Source organism: Cohnella mopanensis, from assembly GCF_022352055.1.
GTDB classification, from domain to species: domain Bacteria; phylum Bacillota; class Bacilli; order Paenibacillales; family Paenibacillaceae; genus Cohnella; species Cohnella mopanensis.
Window position 1 is genome coordinate 650,433 of the sequence record NZ_JAKRWM010000002.1, and the last position, 25,124, is coordinate 675,556.

Annotated in this window: 20 protein-coding genes and 1 tRNA gene; 15 read left to right on the forward strand and 6 right to left on the reverse strand. The window is 50.2% G+C overall.

From position 1 onward, the window contains the following. The first annotated feature begins 153 nt into the window (after window positions 1-153). A complete protein-coding gene (locus L3D05_RS07075) occupies window positions 154-2,136 on the forward strand; it encodes a glycoside hydrolase family 15 protein (RefSeq protein WP_239615298.1) in 1,983 nt (660 codons plus the stop codon). Window positions 2,137-2,233: 97 nt separating this feature from the next. On the opposite strand, the gene L3D05_RS07080 is transcribed toward L3D05_RS07075, so the two are convergent. Then, window positions 2,234-2,944 (reverse strand): hypothetical protein, encoded by a 711-nt coding sequence (locus L3D05_RS07080; RefSeq protein WP_239615299.1) that lies wholly within the window; start codon window positions 2,942-2,944, stop codon window positions 2,234-2,236. Between the two features lie 250 nt (window positions 2,945-3,194). Between L3D05_RS07080 and L3D05_RS07085 the strand changes: the two genes are divergently transcribed. The 6 genes from L3D05_RS07085 to L3D05_RS07110 all read left to right on the forward strand — a co-directional run bounded on the left by L3D05_RS07085 (window position 3,195) and on the right by L3D05_RS07110 (window position 6,546). Beyond that, the gene (locus L3D05_RS07085; RefSeq protein ID WP_239615300.1) at window positions 3,195-3,767 is read left to right on the forward strand and encodes a xanthine phosphoribosyltransferase; all 573 of its coding nucleotides are present in this window, start codon (window positions 3,195-3,197) and stop codon (window positions 3,765-3,767) included. 84 nt (window positions 3,768-3,851) lie between these two features. Further along, complete coding sequence (locus L3D05_RS07090) at window positions 3,852-4,178, forward strand: hypothetical protein (RefSeq protein WP_239615301.1); 327 nt, start codon at window positions 3,852-3,854, stop codon at window positions 4,176-4,178. A 97-nt stretch (window positions 4,179-4,275) separates the two neighbouring features. After that, on the forward strand, window positions 4,276-4,497 hold the full coding sequence (locus L3D05_RS07095; RefSeq protein ID WP_239615302.1) for a hypothetical protein: 222 nt from the start codon (window positions 4,276-4,278) through the stop codon (window positions 4,495-4,497). Between the two features lie 130 nt (window positions 4,498-4,627). Further along, window positions 4,628-4,714 (forward strand) — tRNA-Leu (locus tag L3D05_RS07100). A 316-nt stretch (window positions 4,715-5,030) separates the two neighbouring features. Continuing rightward, window positions 5,031-5,300, forward strand: coding sequence for a CD3324 family protein (locus L3D05_RS07105; protein ID WP_239615303.1), 270 nt, complete (start codon window positions 5,031-5,033; stop codon window positions 5,298-5,300). Window positions 5,301-5,574: 274 nt separating this feature from the next. Continuing rightward, the gene (locus L3D05_RS07110) at window positions 5,575-6,546 is read left to right on the forward strand and encodes an alpha/beta hydrolase fold domain-containing protein (protein ID WP_239615304.1); all 972 of its coding nucleotides are present in this window, start codon (window positions 5,575-5,577) and stop codon (window positions 6,544-6,546) included. Between the two features lie 103 nt (window positions 6,547-6,649). Here L3D05_RS07110 and L3D05_RS07115 read toward each other — a convergent pair whose 3' ends face one another. Further along, window positions 6,650-8,068: a sensor histidine kinase gene (locus L3D05_RS07115; RefSeq protein ID WP_239615305.1), complete on the reverse strand. Its 1,419-nt coding sequence runs from the start codon at window positions 8,066-8,068 to the stop codon at window positions 6,650-6,652. A 1-nt stretch (window position 8,069) separates the two neighbouring features. Then, window positions 8,070-8,783 carry a response regulator transcription factor gene (locus tag L3D05_RS07120; RefSeq protein WP_239615306.1) on the reverse strand — a complete coding sequence of 238 codons (714 nt, stop codon included), beginning with the start codon at window positions 8,781-8,783 and terminating at the stop codon, window positions 8,070-8,072. Between the two features lie 175 nt (window positions 8,784-8,958). Between L3D05_RS07120 and L3D05_RS07125 the strand changes: the two genes are divergently transcribed. The 6 genes from L3D05_RS07125 to L3D05_RS07150 all read left to right on the forward strand — a co-directional run bounded on the left by L3D05_RS07125 (window position 8,959) and on the right by L3D05_RS07150 (window position 16,547). Next, window positions 8,959-9,825 carry a carbohydrate ABC transporter permease gene (locus L3D05_RS07125; protein WP_239615307.1) on the forward strand — a complete coding sequence of 289 codons (867 nt, stop codon included), beginning with the start codon at window positions 8,959-8,961 and terminating at the stop codon, window positions 9,823-9,825. 22 nt (window positions 9,826-9,847) lie between these two features. Next, window positions 9,848-10,705 carry a carbohydrate ABC transporter permease gene (locus tag L3D05_RS07130; protein WP_239615308.1) on the forward strand — a complete coding sequence of 286 codons (858 nt, stop codon included), beginning with the start codon at window positions 9,848-9,850 and terminating at the stop codon, window positions 10,703-10,705. A gap of 19 nt (window positions 10,706-10,724) precedes the next feature. Continuing rightward, window positions 10,725-11,846 carry an efflux RND transporter periplasmic adaptor subunit gene (locus L3D05_RS07135; RefSeq protein ID WP_239615309.1) on the forward strand — a complete coding sequence of 374 codons (1,122 nt, stop codon included), beginning with the start codon at window positions 10,725-10,727 and terminating at the stop codon, window positions 11,844-11,846. A 13-nt stretch (window positions 11,847-11,859) separates the two neighbouring features. Beyond that, the gene (locus tag L3D05_RS07140; protein ID WP_239615310.1) at window positions 11,860-13,239 is read left to right on the forward strand and encodes an ABC transporter substrate-binding protein; all 1,380 of its coding nucleotides are present in this window, start codon (window positions 11,860-11,862) and stop codon (window positions 13,237-13,239) included. A gap of 116 nt (window positions 13,240-13,355) precedes the next feature. After that, window positions 13,356-15,956, forward strand: coding sequence for an Ig-like domain-containing protein (locus L3D05_RS07145; protein ID WP_239615311.1), 2,601 nt, complete (start codon window positions 13,356-13,358; stop codon window positions 15,954-15,956). Between the two features lie 123 nt (window positions 15,957-16,079). Continuing rightward, window positions 16,080-16,547, forward strand: a complete 468-nt coding sequence (locus tag L3D05_RS07150) for a Rossmann-fold NAD(P)-binding domain-containing protein (protein WP_239615312.1) — start codon at window positions 16,080-16,082, stop codon at window positions 16,545-16,547. A gap of 174 nt (window positions 16,548-16,721) precedes the next feature. Here L3D05_RS07150 and L3D05_RS07155 read toward each other — a convergent pair whose 3' ends face one another. Then, window positions 16,722-18,461: a sensor histidine kinase gene (locus L3D05_RS07155; RefSeq protein ID WP_239615313.1), complete on the reverse strand. Its 1,740-nt coding sequence runs from the start codon at window positions 18,459-18,461 to the stop codon at window positions 16,722-16,724. Beyond that, on the reverse strand, window positions 18,458-19,192 hold the full coding sequence (locus L3D05_RS07160) for a response regulator transcription factor (protein WP_239615314.1): 735 nt from the start codon (window positions 19,190-19,192) through the stop codon (window positions 18,458-18,460). Before L3D05_RS07160 ends, L3D05_RS07155 begins: the two co-directional genes overlap by 4 nt. A gap of 123 nt (window positions 19,193-19,315) precedes the next feature. Between L3D05_RS07160 and L3D05_RS07165 the strand changes: the two genes are divergently transcribed. Both L3D05_RS07165 and L3D05_RS07170 read left to right on the forward strand, forming a co-directional pair. Continuing rightward, complete coding sequence (locus L3D05_RS07165) at window positions 19,316-22,474, forward strand: efflux RND transporter permease subunit (RefSeq protein WP_239615315.1); 3,159 nt, start codon at window positions 19,316-19,318, stop codon at window positions 22,472-22,474. A 27-nt stretch (window positions 22,475-22,501) separates the two neighbouring features. Next, window positions 22,502-22,813, forward strand: coding sequence for a YbjQ family protein (locus L3D05_RS07170; protein ID WP_239615316.1), 312 nt, complete (start codon window positions 22,502-22,504; stop codon window positions 22,811-22,813). Between the two features lie 195 nt (window positions 22,814-23,008). On the opposite strand, the gene L3D05_RS07175 is transcribed toward L3D05_RS07170, so the two are convergent. Beyond that, window positions 23,009-25,099 carry a sugar-binding protein gene (locus L3D05_RS07175; RefSeq protein WP_239615317.1) on the reverse strand — a complete coding sequence of 697 codons (2,091 nt, stop codon included), beginning with the start codon at window positions 25,097-25,099 and terminating at the stop codon, window positions 23,009-23,011. Between the last annotated feature and the right edge of the window lie 25 nt (window positions 25,100-25,124).

Here is a 25,124-nt window from a genome sequence, read left to right on the forward strand (position 1 = left end):
AGGGGGGAGCGAATGACCGTCGGCATGGGTGCTCCAGCCGGTTGGTATCGCTTCGGGCACTGGCTGCTACAACGCATGCCCAGTGATGTGAGTTAACGACAACCCGGCCCGGGAGAATCGTCCGTGTGTTCCGGGCTTCAAAGGAGCTGCTTTATGATTAAAGAACTACAACTGCAACAACATCTACTAAAGAAACCTTATTTAGTCGACGCGATTGCAGGGAATTCCGCCATGCTCGTCTCTCTTGGTCAAACCGGGAGATTGTACCGACTTTGGTGGCCGCACATTGATTACCCGCAGCATGTGGATGAAATTCGCACTGGACTTCGAGTCGGGACTACGCCGGGGGGCGTAACTTGGTTTGACGATCTAAGCGCGGGTTGGCAGCATACTGCAAACTACGTGCCGCGTACGAACGCGTACCGTGTAACTTCTGCCCATTCGGATTATCCGATAACGGTGGAGCAGACGGATTATGCGGTACCGGGGCAACCGTTGTTCGTCAGAGGATATCGGCTGACCAATCGCGGGAACGAAGCGACGAACGTGGAATTCTATCATTATAGCTCGTTCCGAATCATGGACAACGAGCTGTACATGACAACGGAATTCGCGGAAAAGCAAGACGCGCTTCTTCACTTCCGCCATCAGTATGCTTTTGCTGTCGGGAGCTCGGAGGAGTGCACCGGGTACCAAGCCGGAAGCGGAGCTTGGAACGGAGCCGCTAATGGCAATTTGAACGGCAACCAGATCGACATGCAGCCGGACGGCGCTATGAAATGGAATATTGCAGCAATCGCGCCAGGCCAATCGGTAGATCTTGCAGTCTATATCGCTGCAGGTCAATCTCGGAACGATGCATTAGCCGCGTTAACGTTGGCGAAAAGCAAGCACTACGAGGAATGGTATGCGGAAATGGTAACTTATTGGTCGGATTATTTGGCCAATGCGGCACCTTGTCCTGGTGGGAACGAAGAGATTGTTGCGTTGTACGAGCGTTCCCAGCTGGCCATGAAACTAATGGCGGACGAAGCTACGGGAACGATAGTGGCTGCTCCGGAATTTGACGAATACTTCAGCCGTTGCGGCGGTTATGCTTATAGTTGGGGCCGCGATGCGGCATTCGTGACGACGGCATTTAACAAAGCCGGATTGGGATCCCTATCGGAGAAATTTTACGATTGGTCCATTACGGCACAGGAACCGGACGGTTCTTGGCAGCAACGCCATTATCACGATGGAAGCTTGGCGCCTCATTGGGGGCTGCAAATCGACGAGGGGTCTTCTCTGATCTGGGGGATGTGGGAGTATTATCTTCATTCCGGAGAACAGGAATCTTTCCTCGAGCGGGTGTGGCCTGCAGTAGAGAAAGGCGCGGCGTTCTTGGTTCAATATTTGGACCCGGAAACCGGTCTGCCTATGCCGAGCAGGGATCTATGGGAAGAACGCGAAGCGGAGCATACTTATTCAGCAGCTGCCGTATACGGAGGCTTGACTGCTGCTGCTTCTTTCGCCAAGCGCAAAGGGAAAGACCAGCTGTTTGAAAGTTGGAATAAGGCCGCTCAGCAAATCGCGGCTTCCATTGAAGCAAGCTGCTGGAATGAATCCAAAGGCTCTTACTACCGGGGATTAAAGCTGACGGTTTCCAAGGAAGCCTATGATGCGGCCATCGCCCGTGGGGAACGCGGTTTCGTTCAACAACGCGACAAGGGCTATGAGAGATATGTTCTCGAATTCGACCCTGTCGTCGATATCAGCCTGCTCGGCATCAGCGTGCCGTTTAATGCGATACCGGCGGACAGCCCTAGAATGGCGAAGACGGCTGATGCGATCGAGCGATTGCTTACTTCGCCGAAAGTCGGTGGAATTAGACGATACGAGGATGACAATTACATTGGCGGAAATCCTTGGATTCTGACCACTTTGTGGCTAAGTCATTACCGTACTCTGCAAGGGCGTTATGAAGATGCAAGAAAACTGCTGGACTATGCGGTGAAACACGTTACCTCTTCCGGCCTGCTTCCTGAGCAAGTAGATCAGGAGACGGGGGAGACGGCTTGGGTCGTTCCTCTAACATGGTCCCATGCGATGTTCGTACTGGCGGTTCATATGCTAGCGGAGCGCGGAGAGTTATAAGCGACAGGTAAGCACTAATTATCGTTATAAAAGATAAGGGTATCCCACGGGGTCGAAAATGACACCTGAGGGATACCCTTTGATTTTGCATGCTATTTTAGATTCCTCTGCTTAACAGCTTCATAGATAGCACTTGCTGCGTATCGGGATCGAGATCCAGCTTGAGCCATCCTCCGGACACTTCCAAGGTGAGTACGTTCGTTTGCTCCTTGGTGGGGATACCTAATAATTGCGCAGCGCGAGAGCCTTCCATTCCGTATTGCAATGCCGCGAATCCCGTATCGACATCGGCTGAGTTGATCTCGACATAGACGACTTTATTCTTATCGCTGAAGCCTATGGAAAATCCGTCGTATTCCCATATGGTTACGGTCTCGTCGTCGCCGGGAAGCATGTATGTATCCGCAGGAAGTCCTTTATGTTTAACGATATCCTTCTCCGAGGCTCCGAGTTTGATGCCTGCCAAGGAAGGGTTCTTGGTTTGAAAGGTTTTCTCCGACGATGAAGCGGATTCTGTCGATTTGGGATGAATCGTGGACACTTCGACAGCCGGTGCTGAATCATCGGTCGGCTTGACCGAATCCGTATGGGAAGACGAAGGCGTTGCGGATGGCGATTGTGCGTCTACGATTGGCGGTGCCTCGGATGAGTTTGAGCTAGGCATCGGTTCAATCGAAGAACTGGCCGTTGGAACATTCGTTGGACTGGCATTTTGCAAAGTGTCCCGGGAAGAACTGCATGAGACCAAGCTTGCCGACAACAATAGAGCGCCCGCAATCTTAAGATGGGCAGAGAAGGTATTCGGCATGTTCGTCCCTCCGTTCAATTATTTCTACTATATAAGACATAACAAATGATGGAAAAGTTTCGGGGCAAATCTGTTTATTTCATATTTCATTCTTTTGTCGCATTCGGTCGCAGGATGTCGGGACTTTGGGCTTATAGTATGATGGAGAATTTGACGATCTAGATGACAAGTAAATCTGTAATGGAATGTTGCGAACGAGAAAAGGATATGGTACGTTAGACGGAAAAGACAACGGGTGGTGGGGAAGACGATGGATATTCTCAAAGAGAGGATTCTAAAGGAAGCAAGCGTCATAAATTCCGGGGTGTTGAAATTGGATTCTCTGCTGAACCATGGCGTTGATCCTCAATTGACAATGGAGATGGGCAAGGAATTCGCCGCCAAATTCGCCGGAGAAACAATCACGAAAGTCATTACGGTGGAATCTTCGGGAATTCCGGTAGCCTTCGCAACGGCGTTCCAACTGGGCGTTCCGCTCGTGTTCGCACGCAGGAAGAAAACATTGCTCGGTGAACCCGATGCTTATTGCGAGAGAGTTCCTTCTTTTACAAAGGGGATTGTCACCGATCTGATCGTTTCGCGTCATCTGTTAAGCTCGGAGGATTCCGTGCTGTTCATCGACGATATTATCGCCAACGGGGATGCTGCCCGAGGCTTGGTCAAGATTATCGAACAATCCGGAGCGGAGCTTAAGGGAATCGGGATCGTCTTGGAGAAATCGTTCCAAGCCGGAGGACGTACGCTGCGCGAGCTCGGATATCGGTTGGAAACTTTAGTGAAGATTCAGTCGTTGGACGATGACACCATTACTTTTGCCGATTAAGATAAGGGCGAAGAGCATCCTTTTCCAATTGGAATCCGTTATCGTATAATAGGTATAACCTGCAGATGGGGAGGCGAACAGCAGATGGAAAACGTAAATTTATCGGTTGAATTTTTCCTGAATAAGCTGGAAGAGTCCAAAGTACATTTCGAGCGCGCGCTCGACTGCAAACACACGGAGTTCGACGACCTGTATCCATACATGATCGAACACCCGCAATTTTTCTGGTATAAACGATATGTAGCTTGGTCTGAACTGCTTACGATCGTGAAATTGTGCGAGGAGCTTAATATTCCTTGGACGGAACGCTTCGCAAGCCATCAAGCGGAATACGTCAGCCAACGTGTCATGTCCAGTAAAGTGTTAGACTTCTGGTATGAGACGAACGATACGAGAGAGCACGTCGGGTAATCTATTCGGTGATGCTTAGCTTAGGAAGAGAATTCCGGAGAACCCGCACGGACATAGGTCCCTGCGGGTTCTTCGACTCAACGGGAGGAACTGCACAATGATGAACGACGAACAATTGGATCATTACCGGATAGAAGGAACGAAAGTAAGAATCGTTAGGGATGCATTGGAACTGAATGATGTCGTCGGTATCGTAGTCGCTTGGGATGAAGAGCATCTACTTATACGTCGCCCTAATCGACGGGTCGTGAAGGTCAAGCGGAGTTATGAGATCCAACAAGCTAGCGAACCAAGACATTGGTCTGACGAGTCCTATTAACTGAAAATTTGGACTTTCTCAGTTAGCTTGACTTCGTCTTTGCCGCTGTGATATTTTAATATACGTGATTGCGAATTAGATTATTTACTTCTTACGCCAATGAGGAGAAATATTGAAATCACATTCTCATGCGGTCGTGGCGGAATTGGCAGACGCGCTAGATTCAGGTTCTAGTGGTGTAACAGCCGTGGAGGTTCGAGTCCTCTCGACCGCACCATACCTAATCATTCCGAGAAGCCTTGCTTAGCAAGGCTTCTTTTCTTTTTTCTACATTACAGGATTCGAAAATTGAGATGCGGGAGCGGGAAAATACAATCTTTGAAAATATGCTATAGTAAAGTAGTAAAAAAGGGGGTGCTTTACTGATGGAGAATCTCTTGAGATTGTCTGTGACTTCTACTACTCATGCAAAGCCAATTATTGAAAAAGCGTTACTTTGTATGGGGCAAACTTTATTTTAACGCTGAATAAGCTTTTTTAATATTTTGGCTTTGCACCTTATTTTTTTAAGATCAAAATAAGGAGCGAGCAAATTGAAATATACGAATGCTACAAAAATATTACCTGAAAAGCTAATCATAGAAATCCAAAAGTATGTTCAAGGAGAGACTATTTACATTCCTAAGCAGGTGATGGAATACAATCATTGGGGAAGCTTAAGTGGCGGTAGACAGTGGCTCGATCACCGAAATGCCGATATTAGACTTGCTTTTAAGAATAATAACAGTATTGAACAGCTTGCTAAGGATTATTTTCTCTCAATTGAAACCATTAAAAGAATTGTTTATTCGCATAAAAAGTAGAAAAGAAACGATTGAGCGACTTGGTGGATGCTAAGCAGCTCAATGGTTTTTTTTTGCCGTTTGTGAGGGTTGAAAAATGTAACGTTTATGTCAAAAATGATTCTAAGTTATTTTTTTCATTTTAATAGCTTTTTGCACTCTTTAAAATAGGAATAGGCAAAAGTGGCATAATCATTCAAAGCGAACGGGGTGGGGGCCAGCTCCCTGAATATAAAGATGAGATGTACATCATAATGATGGGTGGATATATCGAGAAAGTGAGAAAACACTAACTATGAGCGAACAAAAAAGCAGAAGTAGACATCTAATTGATCTGGAGATTATTAGTGCTATTGATATAATACCAACAAGCGATCTTTCCGAAACTATGCTAATGGAATCACGTAAAAATCAATCAAAAATGTTACCGCAAATCGATGTAACACAGATGTTCCCTGTCACATTCGAAGAAAGGGCGGTGCCAAGTTATTTTGGCGGTCCTGATATTCGTATAGAAATTATTAAACCCCGCGAGCCAAAGTATAATAAGATGCCGTTATTTTATTCGATTCATGGTGGCGGAATGGTTTTGGGTAGTCCAGTCGGTGATCGTTCAGGTAATGCGTCACTGGCTGCACAACATGGTTTTTGTTGCGTATCTGTGTACTATCGCCTAGCGCCAGAACATGTTCAGCCAAGTCAATTGCAGGATTGTTATTCGGGTCTAAAATGGTGTATTGAACATGCCGAGGAATTAGCGATAGATATTCAGAAAGTGGCCATATCAGGCAGCAGCGCTGGTGGGGGATTAGCAGCGGGTCTAGCCCTGTACATTCGTGATCAGAAGGAATTTGATATCCATCATATAAGGCTACGTAGCCCAATGCTTGACGACCGTACGAGTGTTTCACCAGAACATCCATATGCCGGTGAGTTTGTTTGGACAAAACGAAGCAATTATTTCGGCTGGAAATCTGTATTAGGGCATGAACCTGGTCAAATAGGGGTAAGTGAGTATTACGTGCCTGCACTTGCAATATCACTGACTGGTTTACCACCCACTTTTATAAGTATAGGTAGCATTGATTTGTTCATTGATGAAGCCTTATTATTTGCAAAACAACTGGTCTTTGATGGTGTCTTAGTTGAATTACATGTATACCCTGGATATCATCATTTGGCTCCAATGTTTCCGAATGCACATTTTTCTCAAGAAGGCGCTAAATCAAGCGAATACGCTTTACTGAAAGCTCTAGAATTACTTTGATTATTAGCCCAACTTAAGCAGCGGCGCACTAAGACTTGTTTTCAAGTCCTAGTGCGCCGTTGTTTTGTTTTTTAAAAACAATTTTTACTACGGCCCAACGAATTTAGATAGGGATTGGAAATCGCAAAACAAACGCCGCGCCGCCGCCCGGCTCATTATGTGCCGAAATGCGGCCACGGCACCGCTCAACGATGGCGCGGGAAATGGCGAGGCCAAGCCCCGTCTCTCCGTTCTTTCCTTTCGCAAACCTCTGGAAAAGCTGGGATAATAACGGTTCGGGAATTCCTTCGCCGTCGTCGGAGATGCCGATGTCGATTCCTTCAGCGTGGGTAGAAGTTTGGATCCGAATTGTTTCCTTGGCATATCGAGCCGCGTTGCCGAGGATGTTGATGAGCGCTTGCATTAGTTTCTCGCGGTCCGCATAGATCAACAGTTCTTGGCCGTTGTCGAGTCCATTTATCTCAATCTGCAATTCGCTCTTGACGAGCAACGGATTGATGCGCTCTAACGTCTCCACGATTAATTCCCGTACCGGGACACGGTCCATATGGAATATGCCATCTTCGCTTTCCAGCTTGGCGAGAAGAATCATTTCCGTCACGATTTTTTTCAACCGCTCGCATTCCTTGACGATGACATCCAAACCTTTATCGGCATGATCTCCCGTAAAGATGCCGTCCTTGATGCCCTCTGCGTATCCCTGGATGGACATAAGCGGCGTCTTCAACTCGTGCGAGGCGTTTTGGAAAAACTGCTTCTGCGTGTGCTGGTATTTATCCAATTCGCCGGCGAGATCGTAAACGGCCTTAGCGACTTCTCCGATCTCACCTCCCGTTTCAATCAACTGAACTTCGGAGAAACGGCGCATTTCCACCTTGTTCAATTCCTTCTTCAGATTCCCGAGCGGTTTGACGAGTCTTCTCGTGATGAGCATACTCAGCAAGAAAGCGACGATCCCGCCGACGGACAGAATGATCATCAACCGTTTAAACAAAGCGAGCTGCATGGCTTTTATCTTGCTTATCGGTGTAGTCATCACGGCCTTAATACCCTGCACATCGGTTTTGATGCCTTTTGTCGTTAACGTTTCGACGATATATTTATCGTCTTTTCCTTGCCAGAATCCTTCTGAGCCGAGGATGCCTTGCTCCGATAATTCCACCAATTCCGTCGTCGCTTCGCTGGTCAGGGTGCTGTAGACCACTTTCTCCCCTGGTGCGATTATTACCGCGTTCGTGATTCCCGCCGGAGGCATCGTATTGACGTTTTTTTGCGCACCTGTTTCTTGCAGCGGCATGCTTGGAGCATCCATTTTTTGAATCGGGATGACTTGCGTTCCTGTTTGTTGCACCGGCATGACTGGAGATAAATTCATCAGCAAGCTGGCTTGACTCCGCAGCTCTTTCCGCTGGTTGTCCACCAAATTATCGAACAGCAGCGGATAAATCAGAACTGCAGTAATCGCCAAAATACATAGCAACAGCAATGCAAAAGAAAGATGAAGCCGATAAATCATTCTCATCTTATTGCCCCGTCCTTTCCGTCCGCAGCCGATAGCCGTGTCCCCACACGGTATCGACCGGAAGCTCCTTTATTTTTCTCCGTAGCCGCTTCACCAGATCGTCGATCGCCCGGTCGCTGCCGTAATAATTGTCTCCCCATATCAACGTAAGCAGCTCGTCCCTGGTGAACGCCCGATTCGGCTGTTCGGACAACGTCTGCAGCAGCTTAAACTCCTTCAGCGTCATTTCGATTTCTTCCCCGCGCCAGAAAGCGCGCCGTTCCTTCAGAACAAGCCGTAGTTCACCAACTTCGATCGCCGCATGCCCAGGCTGCTGAGGGACGGGATTATCCTGGGCTTGACGAATCGAGCTTAACCGGTAGAACAAGCGGTTCACGCGCGCTACCAATTCCCTCGGGCTGAAAGGCTTAGTCAAGTAATCGTCCCCGCCAAGCTCGAGCCCGAGGATGCGATCGACTTCTTCATCGCGCGCCGAGATCATGACGATCGGAACTTCCGCCTCTTTGCGGATTTGCCGGCACAACTCGAAGCCGTTCATCCCCGGAAGCATGATGTCGAGAATCCACATGTCGGGTGGATCGTTCTTCCACTGCTCCAACGCGTCTTCCGCTGTCGACAGCGCCATTGTACGGTATCCTTCTTTATTCAAATAAGCCTCCACGATTTCCCGGATCTGGGCATCGTCGTCGACTATGGCGATTTGATAGGACTTCATGGTGCAACCTCCTAACGTTTATCGAGAACGATTTTATCATAAATGATTCGACTGCGACCCGATTCCACACTTTTTCCACACCTTTTCCAAATTTACTACCTGAGTTTCTTTGTACACTAATCGACGTAAGCCGTTCCGAATTGATCGTTTACCGGCTCCCGATTGGAGGTTCTTCATGAAATTGCACCGTCTGGCTCGCAAGGAGCTTCTGGCTGCCCTAGGTTTTCTGGCTCCGAGCCTGGCCGGATTTTCCGTCTTCTATCTTATTCCGTTCGGTCAGAGCGTTCTGATCTCGTTCCAGGATCGACTCGGAGGAAACCTCACGCTGTCCAACTACAAGGAACTGCTCCTCAGTTCCTCGTTTCAGAAAGCGGCGTCCAACACGTTCTGGTTCACCGCGATCAGCGTGCCGATCCTCGTCGTCGTATCGCTCTTGTTGGCGTTGCTCTTGAATCAGCGGATATTCATCCGGAACTGGCTTCGTACCGCTTATGTACTGCCGCTTGTTGTACCGGTCGCTTCGATCGTGCTTGTCTGGCAAATCCTATTCGATTGGAACGGCGCGTTAAACGCCGTTTTGCAGCATTTCGGCCTTAGCCGCTACGACTGGATGAAATCCGAATGGGCCGGCTTTGTGATCGTGCTGGTCTATGTATGGAAAAACATCGGATACAACGTCATCCTGTTCCTGGCCGGCTTACAGAACATTCCGGATCAATATTATGAAATCGCCGATCTGGAAGGAGCAGGTCCCGCCCGCAAGCTGTTCGGAATTACGCTCACGTATTTGACGCCGACGACGTTTCTGGTCGTGCTCATGTCCGTGCTGAATTCGTTCAAGGTGTTCCGCGAGACGTATCTCGTCGCTGGCGCATACCCGTATGACCGCATCTATATGCTGCAGCATTACATGAACAATATGTTCCTGTCCCTCGATATCCAGAAAGTTTCGTCCGCGGCGGTGTTAATGGCGCTTTGCATTATGGCGCTTGTGTTCGTCCTGTTCCGTACGGAGCGGATTTTCCGCTCTTACATGGAGTAAGTGCAAGAAAGAGGTGAATGACATGAGGAAGGAATGGGTCGCACCGCTGTTGCTCTCGTTGTTGCTGATCGCCATCGCCGTCCTGCTGTTGATGCCCGTCGTCTTGACCGTCGTCAGTTCCTTCATGACGGAACGGGAAATTGTGGCGAATTACGGCATGCTAGGCAAAACCGATACGAGCGTATTCGTCAATCTCAAATGGATTCCCGACTGGGTGTCGTTACGGCAATACGGCAAAGTATTAATCGCGACGCCGAAGTTTCTGTATCTGTTCTGGAATTCCGTATCGCTGGTGGCTCCCATCATCATCGGACAAGCGTCGGTGGCAACGCTCGCCGCGTTCGCGTTCGGAAAGCTATGTTTTCCGGGCAGGGATGGATTGTTCTTCCTATATTTGATGACAATGCTGATGCCGTTTCAGGTGACGCTCGTGCCCAATTACTTGATGGCCGATCGGTTGGGCCTCCTGAATCATTCCGGCTCCATCATATTGCCCGGCGTGTTCGGCGCCTTCGGCGTGTTTCTGCTTCGGCAATTCATGCTACACATCCATTCGGCATATATCGAAGCGGCCAAAATGGACGGGGCGGGATATTTGCGCATATTCGTATCGGTTGCGCTGCCGATGGTGAAGCCCGGCATCGCCGCGCTCGTCGTGCTTCTGTTCGTCGACTATTGGAACATGGTCGAGCAGCCGCTTATTTTTCTGCAGGACGCCGCTATGCAGCCGCTTTCGGTCTACCTCTCCCGTATCCAGGAAGATGCGCTCGGCGTCTCGTTTGCCGTATCGGTTGTGTATATGACGCCCATGGTGCTCCTGTTCTTAAGCGCCGAACGGTATTTTATCGAAGGAATCCAGCTTTCCGGCGTGAAAGGCTGAGCGAAAGGAGATTTGCAACATGGTATCGCGAAGACAACGGGTTGCCGGCATTGCATTGGTTGTATTCCTCCTCCTATTGGCGGGGTTGACGTTATTCAGCCAAACGTTACAGACCGCCCTGCTACCCAAAGTGACGACGGAGAAGCCCGGGAAAAAACCAATGTCTCATCGAATCGAAGGCAGCGGTTCCCTCACGCCTCGCCGGCAAACTGAGATAAAAAGCGATAACGGCTGGAAGGTGGCAAAGGTGCATGTCCGCAATGACGAGCAAGTCAAGAAAGGCCAGGTTCTGATTACGTACGACGGAACCGAGGCGCAGCAGCAGCTTCTCGATGCGGAAGACGAGCTGAAGAAACGGAATTTGAATCGGGAGGTGCTGCAAGAACAGTTCGTGGAGGCCGAGCGTGCAGGGGATGAGGCGATGATCCGCAAAGCGAAACGAGACTTGGAACTGGAAAAGCTGGATCGGGATATCGCGATGCGAAGAATCGAAGCCCTGCGCAAGGATCTGGCGAGCAAACGCACGTTGACCGCGCCTGCGGATGGCAAAGTGACGAATTTTCAAGCCGAGGAAGGCACGAGCGTTCCCCCGGGGCAGCCGGTGCTGACGCTGGTGGAAACGGGCGAAGGGTTCCAATTTGCCTTCACGGTGGATAAAGATTCCGCAGTTTTGATTCGAAAGGGCGAGAAAGTGTCTGTTGACGTGGATGGGGATAAACCCTTGCAGCGCGAAGGAACAGTCGCCGAAATTAAGGACGCCTCCCAGGGAAGCGGCGGAGGGTCTGTAAGTAATCCAGACGGAGGCGTCAACGCTCAAAAAACAATCATTGTCTACGTATCGGGCGACGGCCTACAAGGAGGTGAGTCCGCGAGCGTTAACTGGGAGAAGCCGTTCGAAGAGCAGGGAATTGTCATTAATAAAAAGTGGCTCAAAAAAGATGGAAACGGAAGTTACGTATTCGTCGTTCGCGAGAAGCGAAGTTCACTCGGCAACACCTACACAGTACAGAAGGCTTACGTGGTGACAGGCAAGGGGAACGACGAGGAGATCGTCGTGCTCGGAGGCGTTTTTCCGGAGGAAGATATCGTGACGGATTCGAGTGAACCGTTGCAGCAAGGCAACCGGGTTCGATTAAATTGAGAGGAAGATTCTGATGAAAAAAATAGGATTCTTAGTGATGTTGTCCATCGTTCTGCTATTATCCGCCTGTTCGGGCAACAGTGGGGGCAATTCGACCAACGGCGGTAACGCGATTGATTCGGGGCAGCCGAAACAAACCGAAGGCGCCGAAAACGGCGAGTCCAAAACCGTCGTCATATCCGTCATGAACAAAAATCGTTTTCTGGAAACCGCCGTGCGGGAATTTGAGAAAAAGCATATGAACATTCATATCGAAATCAAAGAATACAAGGCGTCCGAGAATTCGGGCGGAAACGGGATGTCGATGCAGTCGCTCTCGCTGGCAGACGTGGAGAAGTACGTGCAATCGGTGACGACGCAGGTTATTTCCGGCAAAGGAGCCGATCTGATTCTCATGAGCGAATTGCCCCAGGACAAATTCGTCGCCAAAAAATTGTTGATCGATTTGAACGATCTGATGTCTAAAGACAGCTCGGTCGATCAGAACGCATTGTACACCAATATTCTGAAGGCATCCCAAGACGGAGATGGCTTATACGCCATGCCGCTCTCCTTTTCGCTCTCTTCATTTCAGGGAGATACCGAGCTGTTGAAGAAGGCGAATATTTCAGTCGACCCCAATGAATCGTGGGACTGGAACGAATTCGTGGAAGTGGCGAAAAAGTTCAAGCAACATAGCGAATCCGAGAAATCGATTAATCTGGCTCCTATCTCGCTGCTCTTCGATTTGATCGAGGGTAATTACGCGGAACTCGTCGGGCAAGGCCAACCGAACTTCGACTCGGATCTGTTCCGCAATATGATTCAGGAAATCAAGTCGATGTACGGCGAAGGCCTGCTCAACGAAGAGATGTCGTTCGGGGCTCCGGCGGCGTTTCAAATGATGGACATCTACAGCCCCGAGCAAGCCTTGACGATGCCGAAGACTCAGGCTTATTACCAGAAGCCGAGCGCGAGCGGAAATAAGAGAGGCACTTCGTTCAAATCCATGTTCAGCTTGGGGATCAACAGCCAATCCAAAGTGCAACAGGAAGTATGGACATTCATCGCGTTTTTGCTTTCCGATGAAATGCAAGCTTTGCCGGATCTCTTCGGAATACCGATCAATAAAGCTGTCGCCGATCAAAAATTTAATGAAGTTCTGCAAAAAATCGAGAACGGAACGCTGGAAACGATGATGCCGAAAGAGCTGTTGCCGGATAGCGAAACGGCGAAAAAACGGATTGCCGAGGTAGAGAAGCTGATCTCGGAAGCGAAATTCAGAAGTTCCAGCGATATGAAAGTGCTGACCATTGCCATGGAGGAGTTTAATAGCTTCATGAGCGGGCAGAAATCTGCGGAAGAAGTCAGCAAGCTTATCCAGAACCGGGTAAAGACGTATTTGAATGAGTAATGGAAGAGAGCAGCAGGGCAGATCGAACGTCGAATTGTTCCAAGACGCATCTATAGTGGTGTGCTTTCTGCAGGAAAATGAAAATTCAGACGTTGACGCAAAGGGGAGACTAAAGGATGTCCAAAAGAGTTCGCACGGTTGTTGCGGGATTGTTGATGCTACTTTTGTTGATTCAAAGCAGTGCAGTCACGATGGCCGCGGAAGTGGAAGTGGCACGGCTTGTCTTGAGCAGGAATGAAGCTGCGCTCGAAGTCGGGGGGAGCGTTTCTTTGACGGCAACGGCGGTATATGTAACGGGAAGCACAAGCGATGTGACGATTAAGACGGAGTGGAGCAGCAGCAATTCGGACATTGCGACAGTGTATGCGGGTACAATAACTGCCAAAAAAGAAGGGACGGCGGTCATTACCGCTACCTATCAAGAAAAGACAGTCATAGTCAATGTGACGGTGAGCAAGAAGGTCAAAGCATTGACTGCGGATGTGAATGACTTCGATCTGCGCGTGGGGAAGGAACAGCAAATCGAGCTGACCGCGATTTTCGAGGATGGGTCGAGCGAGAACGTAACGAAAAAGGCAGCGTGGTCTGTCGATAATTACAGTGTAGCTACTGTTGTGAACGGTTTGGTGACCGGCAAGAAGTCGGGAACGGCTAAAGTCACCGCCAAGTACGGCAATCAAAGTCTTACCCTTGAAGTCGCTGTTGAACTGGCCAGACGAATTGATATGGAATATTCGGAGCTCAACTTGTTAGTTAACGAAGAAAAGCAAATTGTCTTAAAGGCTACTTACCCTGACGGCTCAACGCAAGATGTATCCAGCAAGGCAGAATGGGAAAGCGACAACGAGAAGGTAGCGGACGCTATTAAAGGCGTTATTAAGGCATACGGTGCAGGAACCGCGACGATTACCGCCACATACGGTACAAAAACGGCTTCTATTCAGGTAAATGTCGATGCTTCCCGCAAGCTGGAAGCCAACAAGCAGGAGTTGTTCTTGCGTGTCGGAAAGTCAGAGCAGCTTGAACTGAACTTGACTTATATGGATGGGAAAAAAGCCCGTATTACGGATAAGGCAAAGTGGAAATCCTCCGACGACTCCGTCGCTTACGTGGTAAATGGCGAGGTGTTCGGTCAAAAGCCGGGAGTAGCAGAAATTACGGCAACTTACGGTGACAAAAGCGTGACCATTCATGTGGACGTAGAGGTGCCCAAGCGTCTGGATTTCGATGGGGATTCCATCGACCTGGAATTGAATAAGTCCCGTGACCTAAAGCTTTATGCCACATTTGCGGATGGAACCCGGGAACTAATTACAGACAAAGCCCAATGGTCGTCCGATAATACGACAGTTGCGGATGTGATCAAAGGCAAGGTGACTAGCTACAAATCAGGCACAGCCACAGTTAAAGCGTCTTATGGCGGCAAGCAGGCGACCGCGACAATCAGAGTTGACATTCCGAATCAGATTGTTCTGAGCAAAACAACGGTGGACATGCAAGTCGGCGAGTCGATAACCTTGATTGCCAATGCCAATTACAGCGATAACCGTGTGGTCGATGTCACCGCGCTTGCAGGGTGGAGCTCTTCTAATCCTGATATTGTCGAGGTTAACAAGGGAACAATAACCGGCTTAAAGAATGGAACATCGACTATTACAGTGACATACGGCGCACGGACGGCGACTATGGTTGTATCTGTCGGTGTTATTGAAAAGTTGACGTCGAGTCAAAAGAAGCTGTCGCTTCGTAATAACGAAACGTCAACGATCACCCTGAAAGCTGTCTATAAAGACGGTCTTGAGAAGGACGTTACGACGCTTGCGGAATGGAGTTCGTCGAAGCCTGAGGTTGCGTCAGTCTACAAAGGCCAAATTACGGCTAACAGCTCTGGCTCGACAATCGTTAAGGCTTTATTCGGGGGCGAATCGGTGACGATTTCCGTGGAAGTGGATGTCGCGGATAAGCTTACGGCAGATACCTATGCATTCACACTGGAAGTGAACGAGAGCAAGCAAGTTACCTTGACTTCTACGGATATTCTTGGCAACAAGATAGATGTAACGGATTCCGCGGAGTGGTCTTCATCTTCGAAGACGATTGTAGAAGTCAATAGCGGTTTAATTAATGGGCTTGCTGCAGGCAAGACAAGCGTGACCGCAAAATATGGCGGAAAAACGGTGACCATTACGATCGATGTCGGCGTTGTCCAGAAACTGGAGGCGAATACTGAAGTTTTGACGATACAATCGGGTAAGACGCAGTCAATCCAATTGACCGCGATGCTCCCGGATGGCCGAACGAAAGACGTCACTTCACATGCAGAATGGTCGACTAGCAACCCGAAGATCGTTACTGTCTCACAAGGGTCAATAACGGCAATCGCTGCTGGAAAAACGAAAGTAACCGCCAAGTACCACGGCAAAACGGTTAATATCAGTGTTGATGTCGATCAGCTCAAGTATTTGGATGTCTATCGAAGTGGCAAACCTTTAGCACAGCTAACACTAAAAAGTGACCAAACGATCCAGCTAGAAGCTGTTGCAACGTACATGGACAACTCCGAACGGACGATCACCACCGATGGGATTTGGAGTTCCTCCAAGGTAACGGTTGCTCATGTTAAGCACGGCGTAGTTACCGCGCAAGGAAAAGGAAAGGCAACAATAACGATCAAGTTCGGAAACAAATCGGCAAAGATACTAATTGAGGTTGATTAATCTTTGGTTGTTACTTCCGTGATTGCGTATCTTGCACCAGATCGAATTGGTACAGAGGAAGATGCTCCTGATGTCAACACTGCAGGCAAGCACCGAATCGCTTCTGAAGGGGAGGCTCTTTCCTTGGCTTCTAAAAGCGTGCGTGTATCCGAGTTGAGGCTCCCGCCTTCTGTACACGGCGAGGGTGACCGTGGCGGTTTTGTTCCGGCATTAATTAACGTCGCTCGGCGTACAGGTGCCTCTGCATATGTGGGCGAAGGTGCAAACCGCTGGTCCGCTGTGCACCGACTGGATGCTGCACGACTATTCCGACTGGCACTTGAAGCTGCTCCTGCAGGATCTAGACTGCATGCAATCGGCGAGGAAGGTGCTTCTATCCGCGAGATCTCAGATGTAATAGGTCGTCGCCTCAATTTTCCTGTAGTTAGTAAATCTGTTGAAGAGGCTCGTGGTCACTTTGGTTGGCTGACGCATTTCGCTTCACAGAACATTCAGGCTTCGAGTAAGTTGACCGAAGAACTGCTCGGGTGGAAGCCTGAGCATGCAGATCTTCTGCGTGATCTGGAGGGGGATTATTATTTTAAAGGTTGATTTAAACGACAAGTTTTGTAGGTTCGCCTTACGGCATATATTTGAACTGCCCCCACCATGGAGGTTCGAGTCCTCTCACCGGCACCACATTAAATAAAAACAGGTTCATTAGATATTAAAATCTGATGAACCCGTTTTATTTTACATAGGGAAGAATCATCCCCAGCCATACGCTCAGCAGGGCAACAAGATCTCAATTTTCGTGCCTTGCCATACTTTGGATTTTACCTGGATTTCTCCGCCATGCCCTTCCACGATGGTTTTGGCGATGCTCATCCCGAGCCCTGAGCCATTCGTCGATTCTTCAGTATTCGTTCCCCTGTAGTAGCGCTTGAACAAATGATGCAGCGTTTCCTCGTCCATTCCTTTGCCATTATCGATAACCCGGATGTATGCCTTGTCATTTATTCTGCCGACAGAAACGGTGACGATCACGCCAGGCGGGTTATGCTTCACGGCATTGGATAGCAAATTGTCCATCAGCCGTTGTAGCCAGGTTTCATTGCCTTGTACCAGCAGCGGACGCTCATCCCCAACATAGTGAAACTGGTACTCAGACATCGTGGCGTCGTTGATGTACTTCAGTACGGAGCAGCGCACCAGCTCATCCAAATCGATCTCCCGCAGTTCCATAATCGAATCGCCCTGCTTGAGCTGATGAATCATTGAGAAGTCGGAAATCAGCTCAAGCATATAATCTCCCTTTTCCCGAATCGTCGATCCCATGATCCGCATCTCCTCTTGGCTCCATTCCTCAGGCAAGCTCTCCAGCATATACCCATAACCTTGAATCGTGGACAGGGGCGTGCGCAGATCGTGGGAAATCCCTGACATCCACTCCGCTTGCGACTTCTCCAGCCTCTCACGTTCCTTCTCTGTTTGTTCCAATTGATGCGTCATCTGATAAAAGGATTCAATGACTTCCTTATAAAGCTTGTAGCTGAACCGCATTGTGCCGTTGCGGCGGAACACCTTGCGCATGTCCTTGGCGGTCAGCACTTCGTCGTATTGACCCTTGCGCATGCGTTCGAACCAGCCTGCGAACAGAATCAGCGGCTGACCGTAGCGGTAGCCATGCCAGATGGAGACTGGAACCGCTAAGAGCAGGATTAGACCTGCAAACCAGAGGAGTCCACGGGTTGCCGTATCCAGCGCAGGATGCTTCAGAGGACCTCCCGCTTCATGGGGCGTATAGAGAATCCAGGTCATTCCGCTCAGCTTGTCCAGATGGGTGACAATATTCGTGTCATAATTGCCGGGTGATTGTTGGATGGCCAGAATATCCAGCGGACGATACGCCTTCTGTACATATGCTTCATCACCTATGCCCTGTACAGTTTGGCCTGTAGAGTCGATCACCTGCAGATAGCTGCCGGTTTCGCGCAGCCGCTGGTCCAGCAGGGGAATCGTTTTACTCCGCACCATCCCCTGCTGCTCGTAGGCATCGAACCAGGCCATAAGCTGCTCAAGTTCAGCGCTATGGTAGCCCATCATGTACAGGAGTGGCTCGTTGAAAGCAAAATTCAGCTGAGTGTATACGGCATACGTCCCAAGCATCCGTGTTCCCTGAATATCGAGCAGCTCAGCGATGGAGTAGGAGGCCGGCAGCGTATGATGGGGGGCTGTATTGACGGCGTAGATCACCTTCCCTTCGGAACTGACAACCTGCAGCCACATTCCTTTTTCCTCGATGAATTTGTCCCACTTGGAAGAGATCTGAATTGACCCGTCCTTGGAATACGCTTCTTGACTGATCAGCTGCAGGGCGCCAACCGGGAAGTTCCGGCGCAATTCATTATTCTTCATGTTCTGGAAGTACAGAATGCAGGCAACCAGCGTGATGGCCACAATCACCAGGGCATAGAAGATCAATTGATACGTGAAGTGGAAAGCCATACGTTGTTGGATTTTCATCGCTCCAGAGACTCCTTCGCCAGCTTGTAACCGAGACCGCGTACGGTAAGCAGCAGCTTCGGATTACCGGGATCGATCTCGATCCGCTCCCGTATGCGCCGGATATGCACCATCACGGTCGAGTCATCGCCCTGTCCGTTGATCCCCCAAACCTTGTCGTAGAGCTGTGTTTTGGAAAATACGACCCCGGGAAACTTACAGAAGTGCAGCAGCAGCTGGAAGACCTGCGCGGGGCAAGGAACTGGCTGTCCCTCCACGATGAGCTCGCCCTCCGCCTCGTTGACGGTGAAGCGGCCGAACCGGTAAACCCCCGAATTGGACCGCTTCACCGGACTGTCTGTGGGAGCTTGCGGCTCCAGGCGGCGTATGCGGGCCTGAACTCTTGCGGCAACCTCCAGGGGATTGAAGGGCTTCGTGATATAATCGTCCCCGCCCATAGCGAAGCCTCGCAGGACATCGAGATCGGAGGCCTTGGCAGTCAAAAACAAAATATGCGGATTCCCGTATTCTCGGAGCTTGGAGCAGAGCTCTAGTCCGCTGCCGTCTGGGAGCATAATGTCGAGCAGAATGATATCAGGCGCTATGCGCACCGCCAAGTCTAGTGCTTCTGCACAGGTGGAAGCAGCGTATAGCTGATGAAACCCCTCCCTGCGAAGCACCATTTGCAGCATCGTGACAATCGAAGGCTCGTCGTCGACGATCATGATTTTAATATCGAATAGATTTGTCATCGTTTTCACCCGTTTCCATAGTAGCATGATCACTTTAACAGAACCTAAACGGCGAGAGCAAAATTAAGCTGTTGTTCATCTATCTGTTTAGGCTCCGTTTCAATGAGGTTGGTAGGATTGGAAATGAGCATCCTATTAGAACATCCAGGAGGGGTGGGTTATGAGCAGATCGTCCCTAGTCGAAGGTTCACGATTCTGAACGCAATGGTTGATAGATTACGCAATCATATGATTAGCAATGAAAGACAGATGAAAACAAGAGTGGAAGGGGAAAGATATAAGATGAAATGGTATTTACAAGGAGTATTCCGCAACAAAGCGGCCATCTCGATTCTCGTGGTGATGGTGCTCGGCCTCGGAATCTTTAGCTATTTTAAGCTTCCTATGGAATTTATGCCGGAGATGGAAAACCCGCAGGTAACGGTCAGCGTGGCCGGCCCGGGGTACGACGCTACCACAATGGAGAGCAGGGTGACGAACCCGCTGGAGCAAGCGTTAGCGGCTATTAAGGGCAAAACCGATACGTTCTCGACTTCGGGAGACGGCTTTTCCCAGATCAACCTAATCTTCGGTTCAAAAACGAACATGAAGCAAGCAAAAACGGATGTCGAGCGGGCGGTGAACGCGGTGCAACTACCGGAGCGGATGTCGCCTCCGTACGTCGTTCAGTTCAATACGTCGATGATTCCGATCTCGTTCGTCTCGCTCACGTTCGCCGATGGGACGAGCGAAGCGCAGAAGGAGAAGCTGGAACAGCAGGTGATCGATGCCTTCCGTTCGATCGACGGAGCTGGCGAGGTTCAGCTGTCCGGCAAGTCGCTACCCGGCGTCGGCGTGTTTCCGGACACGGAGAAGCTGGCGGCCAAAGGACTCCCGATTCAGGCTCTTTACGGTGTGCTGCATGGCCGCATCACCTCGTCTTCCGTCGGCCAGACGTCGCTGGACGGGCAGGTCGTCAACTTGAACGTGGCGTCCTCCCTCGAGGACATAGAGACGCTGAAGAAGCTGCCGATCGCAGGCGGAATTGCTCTGGGCGATGTTGCCGACGTCAGGCTGCTTGACGACAAGGAAAGCATCAGCCGGCTCAACGGCAAGGACGCACTGATGATCGTCATATCCAAAGCGGCCAGCGCCAATGCGGTAAACGTTGGCAAAGGCGTGGAGAAGACGATCAAGGAAATCAACGAGGAAAACAAGGGCGCTGAGCTGAACCTGATGATGAGCACGTCCGAGCAGGTCGTCCATTCCGTCAATAGCATGATGCAGGAAGTGCTCATGGGCGCCTTGTTCGCCACGATCGTCATCCTCCTGTTCATGCGCAACATCCGGGCAACGCTCGTCACGATCGTGTCGATCCCGCTGTCGCTGGCATTGACGCTGTACCTGCTCGATCTGTCGAACATCACCCTCAACATTTTGACGTTGGGTGGCGTCGCCGTCGCGGTCGGACGGCTCGTGGACGACAGCATCGTCGTCATCGAGAACATTTTCCGCCGATTACAGAAGGAGTCGTTCTCAGCCTCGGTCGTCATCGATGCCACCAAGGAAGTATCGGGGGCGATCACCGCTTCGACGCTGACGACGGTCGCCGTTTTCCTGCCGATGGGGCTCTTGCAAGGCTCTCTGCAGTCGTTCCTGCTGCCGTTCGCCTTGACCGTCGCCTACTCGCTGCTGTCGTCACTGATCGTCGCGCTGACCGTCATTCCGCTTATGAGCGCCGGAGTGCTTCGCAACTTGTCGATCAAGGAGCACAAGCCGTCCAAGCGGTTTACTGGGTTCCTGCATTGGAATTTGCGGCACAAGTGGGTTCCGATCTTAATCGCGTTCGTGCTGCTGATCGGCTCGGTGGGCGTCTACTTCAACTTGCCGAAGGGCGCGATCGATTCTTCCGACGCCACTAACCTGAACGTGACGCTCGAATACAAGTTGGATACCCCGACGGACCAAGTGTTCGAAAACGGGAAAAAGCTCGAGGCGTTCCTGATGAAGCAGGAAGGACAGGAATGGGTCGGCATGAGCATGGGTAACAGCGCCGACGCCGCCAAGTACGGAAGCTTCCAATCGCCGACGCTCGTGACGTACATGTTTCAGATGAAGAAAGGCGCGAACGCCGATAAGATCATCGAGGACATTAAGGCGGAGCGCTCGAACTATCCGGGAGCGGAGCTGAACGCAAGCGCCGGTTCGCTGTTCGGAGGCGGAGGCGGCACGAACGTGTTCGTTGACGTATCCGGAGACGATCCCGCCCTGCTGGTGAAGACGGCTGAAGAGATCGTCGCCAAGATCAAGCCGATCCAGGACGTGCTCAAGGTCGAAACGAACCAGGAAGAGAAGAAGACGGTGTACACGCTGCAAGTGAACCCGACCGAAGCCAAAGCCGGAGACATCGCCTCCCAGCTTCAGGGCATGCTCAATCCGGTGCCGATCGGCACGGTACAGTCCGAAGGCAGTGTGCTGAACGTCTCCGTTCAGCCAGTACTCGCACCGAAGTCCGAGCGAGACCTGAACGGCCTGACCGTTCTGACCGAAGCCGGTCCGAAGCCGGTATCCAGCGTAGCTAAGTGGGTCAAGGAAGAAAAGCCAACGAAGTTCTACCATAAGGGCGGGAAGAGCTACATTCGCGTAACGGCGACGGTCGAGCCGAGCCAGTTGTCCGTTGTCGGCGGCGAAATATCGCTAGCGATGAAAGACGTGAAGCCGCCGAAAGACGTCAAAATTTACGTGGGCGGCGCTTCCGCCGACCAGTCTGCCGACTTCTCCAGCATGTTCATCATGATGCTCGTCTCCATCGGCATCGTGTACCTGATTCTGGTCGTCACGTTCAAGACGTTACGGGCGCCGATCGCCATTCTCTCTTCGATCTTGTTCGTACCGATCGGAGCGGTGCTCGGCCTGATCGTCACCGGAGTGACGCCGGGTTTCACTGCCATCTTTGGAGTCGTCATGCTCATCGGAATCGTCGTCACGAACGCGATCGTGCTGATCGCCCGCGTGAAGCAGAACGAAGAGACAATGACGATTCGCGAAGCGATTCTGGAGGCGGCGGGAACGCGTATGCGTCCGATTCTGATGACGGCGATCGCCACCGTCGGCGCCATGCTGCCGCTCGTGTTCGGTTCGTCGGAAAGCGGCAGCATCGTCTCGGAGAGTCTCGCAATCGTCGTTATCGGCGGTCTCATCGTCGCCACGCTGCTCACGCTCGTTATCGTGCCTTGCATCTACGAGCTTCTGTTCTTCCGCAAGTCCCGTCGCCAGCGCGCGGCGGTCCGGCAAGCGACATAACAAATCTATGTTTTAGGAGGAAGACACTTGATTATTACAACTACCGCAATCGTTGAAGGTTCCCCGGTCAGGCAGTATATCGGCGTTGCAACCGGTGAAGTCATCATGGCTACTAATGTAGGAAGAGACCTCCTTGCTTCATTTAGAGATCTTGTAGGTGGACGTTCGAAAGCTTATGAAACCAAGCTAAGGGAAGCAAGAGAGGCAGCCTTTAAAGAAATGACACAGGATGCTTCGCAGATGGGAGCCAATGCCGTTATCGGTGTAGACATCAATTACGAAGTTGTCCGTCAGGGTATGCTGATGGTCGCTGTCAGCGGGACGGCAGTCATTATCTAAGCTGCCTCCAAAGGGTCTTGTCACTTTATCATTTCACGACACCGATGACTTCTACTCGACATTTAAAGTCAAAAAGGGCGATGTTATGTACATCGCCCCAGAGGACAGAATTACTCTTTTGTAAAATAATAGATTAATACAGCAAAAAAGCTGCTGGGTCATTAACCTGGCAGCTTTTTTTTGTTTGGTTTTTGATCATTCAGCCAAGAATAAGTCGCCGAACGCGTTAATATCCTTGCCCGCGCCTATTCCGCTATTGAACTCCAACCATCCTTTGCGTTCATCCCCGTCATTATCGTTGACCAGCAAAGAAAATTTAATTTTCAATCCTTGTTTCACGAGTGCGGTTTTTTCGGTTAGTTCGCTCCAAGGGATGGCCATTTCATAGATCGTTTTGTGATCTTTTCGGCTAATCGCCTGATCCACTTTAACAGACCCATCAGCACTAAAGCCCATAGGGGCAGTCCAACGCCACTGAGAAAGGCGATTGTTATCATCCAACGCTACGCCCAATTCATGATACTCGGATGGAGCGGTTCCATCGGAATTCGTTATCGCTACCGCTATTTGCACGCTATCCCCTCGCCAAATCTCGCTACCACTCTCTTTTTGGGCATGGACATCGTCCGTCGCTTCCACAGCGATGTACAAGTTGTTCTCGTCCCACGATAAATAGCCGTTTGCGCTAGCGTCTTCTTTCCCTTTCCATCCCGCCATCTTTACATCGCTCACATCGAAGCGTACTTGATCTTTCCATTCCGCCAAGTTCCCGTCGATCTGGATCGGTTTTTGGTGCTTATGAACGAGCAGCGTATTGGACATGTCCTCCGTCGTCTGCAACAGGGTGCCCGAAGCGTTAAAGCCTTTCAGAGTCCTTTTCCCTCTAGCCAGCTCCGGGATCGTGAACGTTGCGCTTTTCCCGGGTTCTAGCTGATCCACTTGGGCAGAGAACGTTCCTTTCGACGCTTGTGCCGTTTCGTAAGCGACTTGAAGAGAGCCGCTAAAATAGCTTGGAGATCGGTTCGTTATTTGCAAATGCGTTTTGATTTTTTGGTCTACCGGATCCAGATATGTCGCGAAACTCTCGCTCAAAGGAGCGATGACGTTTACGTTAATGGCAAAGCCAGGTCCCCCCTCAACACTCTGACCCGGAGTAACGACAAGCGAATAATTCCCTTGATCCAAGCCTGTGGGAACTTGTACGCGAAACGACTGATCGCCTTCATTGCTGCCCAGCGACCAGCCTTCCGGCAAAGTAACGATGAACTGATTATCCGCAACATCGCGGATATATCCTGGCGGTATTGTAAGGTCGAATGGATCTCCGGAAACGGCCACAATTCCCGCGTCCTCAGGCAACTGGCCGATGGGAGGACGACTTCTCACATTCCACAAAAAGTGCGATACTCGTTCGACGATCTCGTCTTTATATTTCGCGTTTTTGTAGTCATGACCGGCGCCTTCCATCGTGAACAGATTATGATAAATTCCATTTCTCGCTAATGAATCACTCAATTCCAAGCTCTGTTGATAAGGGATTAACGTGTCTATCGTTCCGTGCACGATCAAGACGGGAGGCAAATGGGGTTGAACGTTATCGTCTAGCGATCCGCCGTATAAGTCCACGATACCGAAAATCGACTTCACGATAGAAGGATCGCTCTTCAAATAGGCATTGGCAAAATTAATCGAGAGATGGCCTCCGGCAGAATCCCCGCCGATTGCTAAATGACCCGCGTCCAGACCATACGTTGCCGCATTGTTGTTGATCCATCCGATTACGTCGCGTATATCCTCGTAATCGTCAGAGAGCGTTTGCGTAATGTTGGATAACGGATCTTTTTTGAGTCGATAATTCATCGATAGGACGACATATCCCCGCTTCGCCAGCTCCGTGGAAATAGTTGCGCCATCGGCTTTGCTCCCTTCCTTGTACCCTCCTCCATGAATGAAGATGAATATAGGCCTCATCTTATTGTTGTCGTTCGTAGGCGTATACAAATCCAATTTCAAGGCTTCTTCGGTATCCGTTTCATTCTTCTTGCTCGCATAAACAATATCTCTTTGTACCGCAACGTCGTACAAGGGATCCAAGTAACTGATCTTGCTTCGTTCATGGTTAACGGTTGTATGGATCGGTCGCGCGTTACTCCCTATCGTATCGTAGGATAGGGCTTTCGGCTCTGAATCTTCGAGAAGGGTTTTGCTCCCCTGACGATGATTCAACAGCCAGATACCAAGAACAATCAATAATATCGGAAGCATATAAAAAATTTTCTTTTTCATTAGGCCAACCTCCTTATTGCCATGT

Bases quoted from the DNA above. Each gene is read 5' to 3' on its own strand.
- L3D05_RS07075 (WP_239615298.1), top strand. From the start codon at position 154: ATGATTAAAGAACTACAACTGCAACAACATCTACTAAAGAAACCTTAT.
- L3D05_RS07080 (WP_239615299.1), bottom strand. From the start codon at position 2,944: ATGCCGAATACCTTCTCTGCCCATCTTAAGATTGCGGGCGCTCTATTG.
- L3D05_RS07085 (WP_239615300.1), top strand. From the start codon at position 3,195: ATGGATATTCTCAAAGAGAGGATTCTAAAGGAAGCAAGCGTCATAAAT.
- L3D05_RS07090 (WP_239615301.1), top strand. From the start codon at position 3,852: ATGGAAAACGTAAATTTATCGGTTGAATTTTTCCTGAATAAGCTGGAA.
- L3D05_RS07095 (WP_239615302.1), top strand. From the start codon at position 4,276: ATGATGAACGACGAACAATTGGATCATTACCGGATAGAAGGAACGAAA.
- L3D05_RS07110 (WP_239615304.1), top strand. From the start codon at position 5,575: ATGAGCGAACAAAAAAGCAGAAGTAGACATCTAATTGATCTGGAGATT.
- L3D05_RS07115 (WP_239615305.1), bottom strand. From the start codon at position 8,068: ATGAGAATGATTTATCGGCTTCATCTTTCTTTTGCATTGCTGTTGCTA.
- L3D05_RS07120 (WP_239615306.1), bottom strand. From the start codon at position 8,783: ATGAAGTCCTATCAAATCGCCATAGTCGACGACGATGCCCAGATCCGG.
- L3D05_RS07125 (WP_239615307.1), top strand. From the start codon at position 8,959: ATGAAATTGCACCGTCTGGCTCGCAAGGAGCTTCTGGCTGCCCTAGGT.
- L3D05_RS07130 (WP_239615308.1), top strand. From the start codon at position 9,848: ATGAGGAAGGAATGGGTCGCACCGCTGTTGCTCTCGTTGTTGCTGATC.
- L3D05_RS07135 (WP_239615309.1), top strand. From the start codon at position 10,725: ATGGTATCGCGAAGACAACGGGTTGCCGGCATTGCATTGGTTGTATTC.
- L3D05_RS07140 (WP_239615310.1), top strand. From the start codon at position 11,860: ATGAAAAAAATAGGATTCTTAGTGATGTTGTCCATCGTTCTGCTATTA.
- L3D05_RS07145 (WP_239615311.1), top strand. From the start codon at position 13,356: ATGTCCAAAAGAGTTCGCACGGTTGTTGCGGGATTGTTGATGCTACTT.
- L3D05_RS07155 (WP_239615313.1), bottom strand. From the start codon at position 18,461: ATGAAAATCCAACAACGTATGGCTTTCCACTTCACGTATCAATTGATC.
- L3D05_RS07160 (WP_239615314.1), bottom strand. From the start codon at position 19,192: ATGACAAATCTATTCGATATTAAAATCATGATCGTCGACGACGAGCCT.
- L3D05_RS07165 (WP_239615315.1), top strand. From the start codon at position 19,316: ATGAGCATCCTATTAGAACATCCAGGAGGGGTGGGTTATGAGCAGATC.
- L3D05_RS07175 (WP_239615317.1), bottom strand. From the start codon at position 25,099: ATGAAAAAGAAAATTTTTTATATGCTTCCGATATTATTGATTGTTCTT.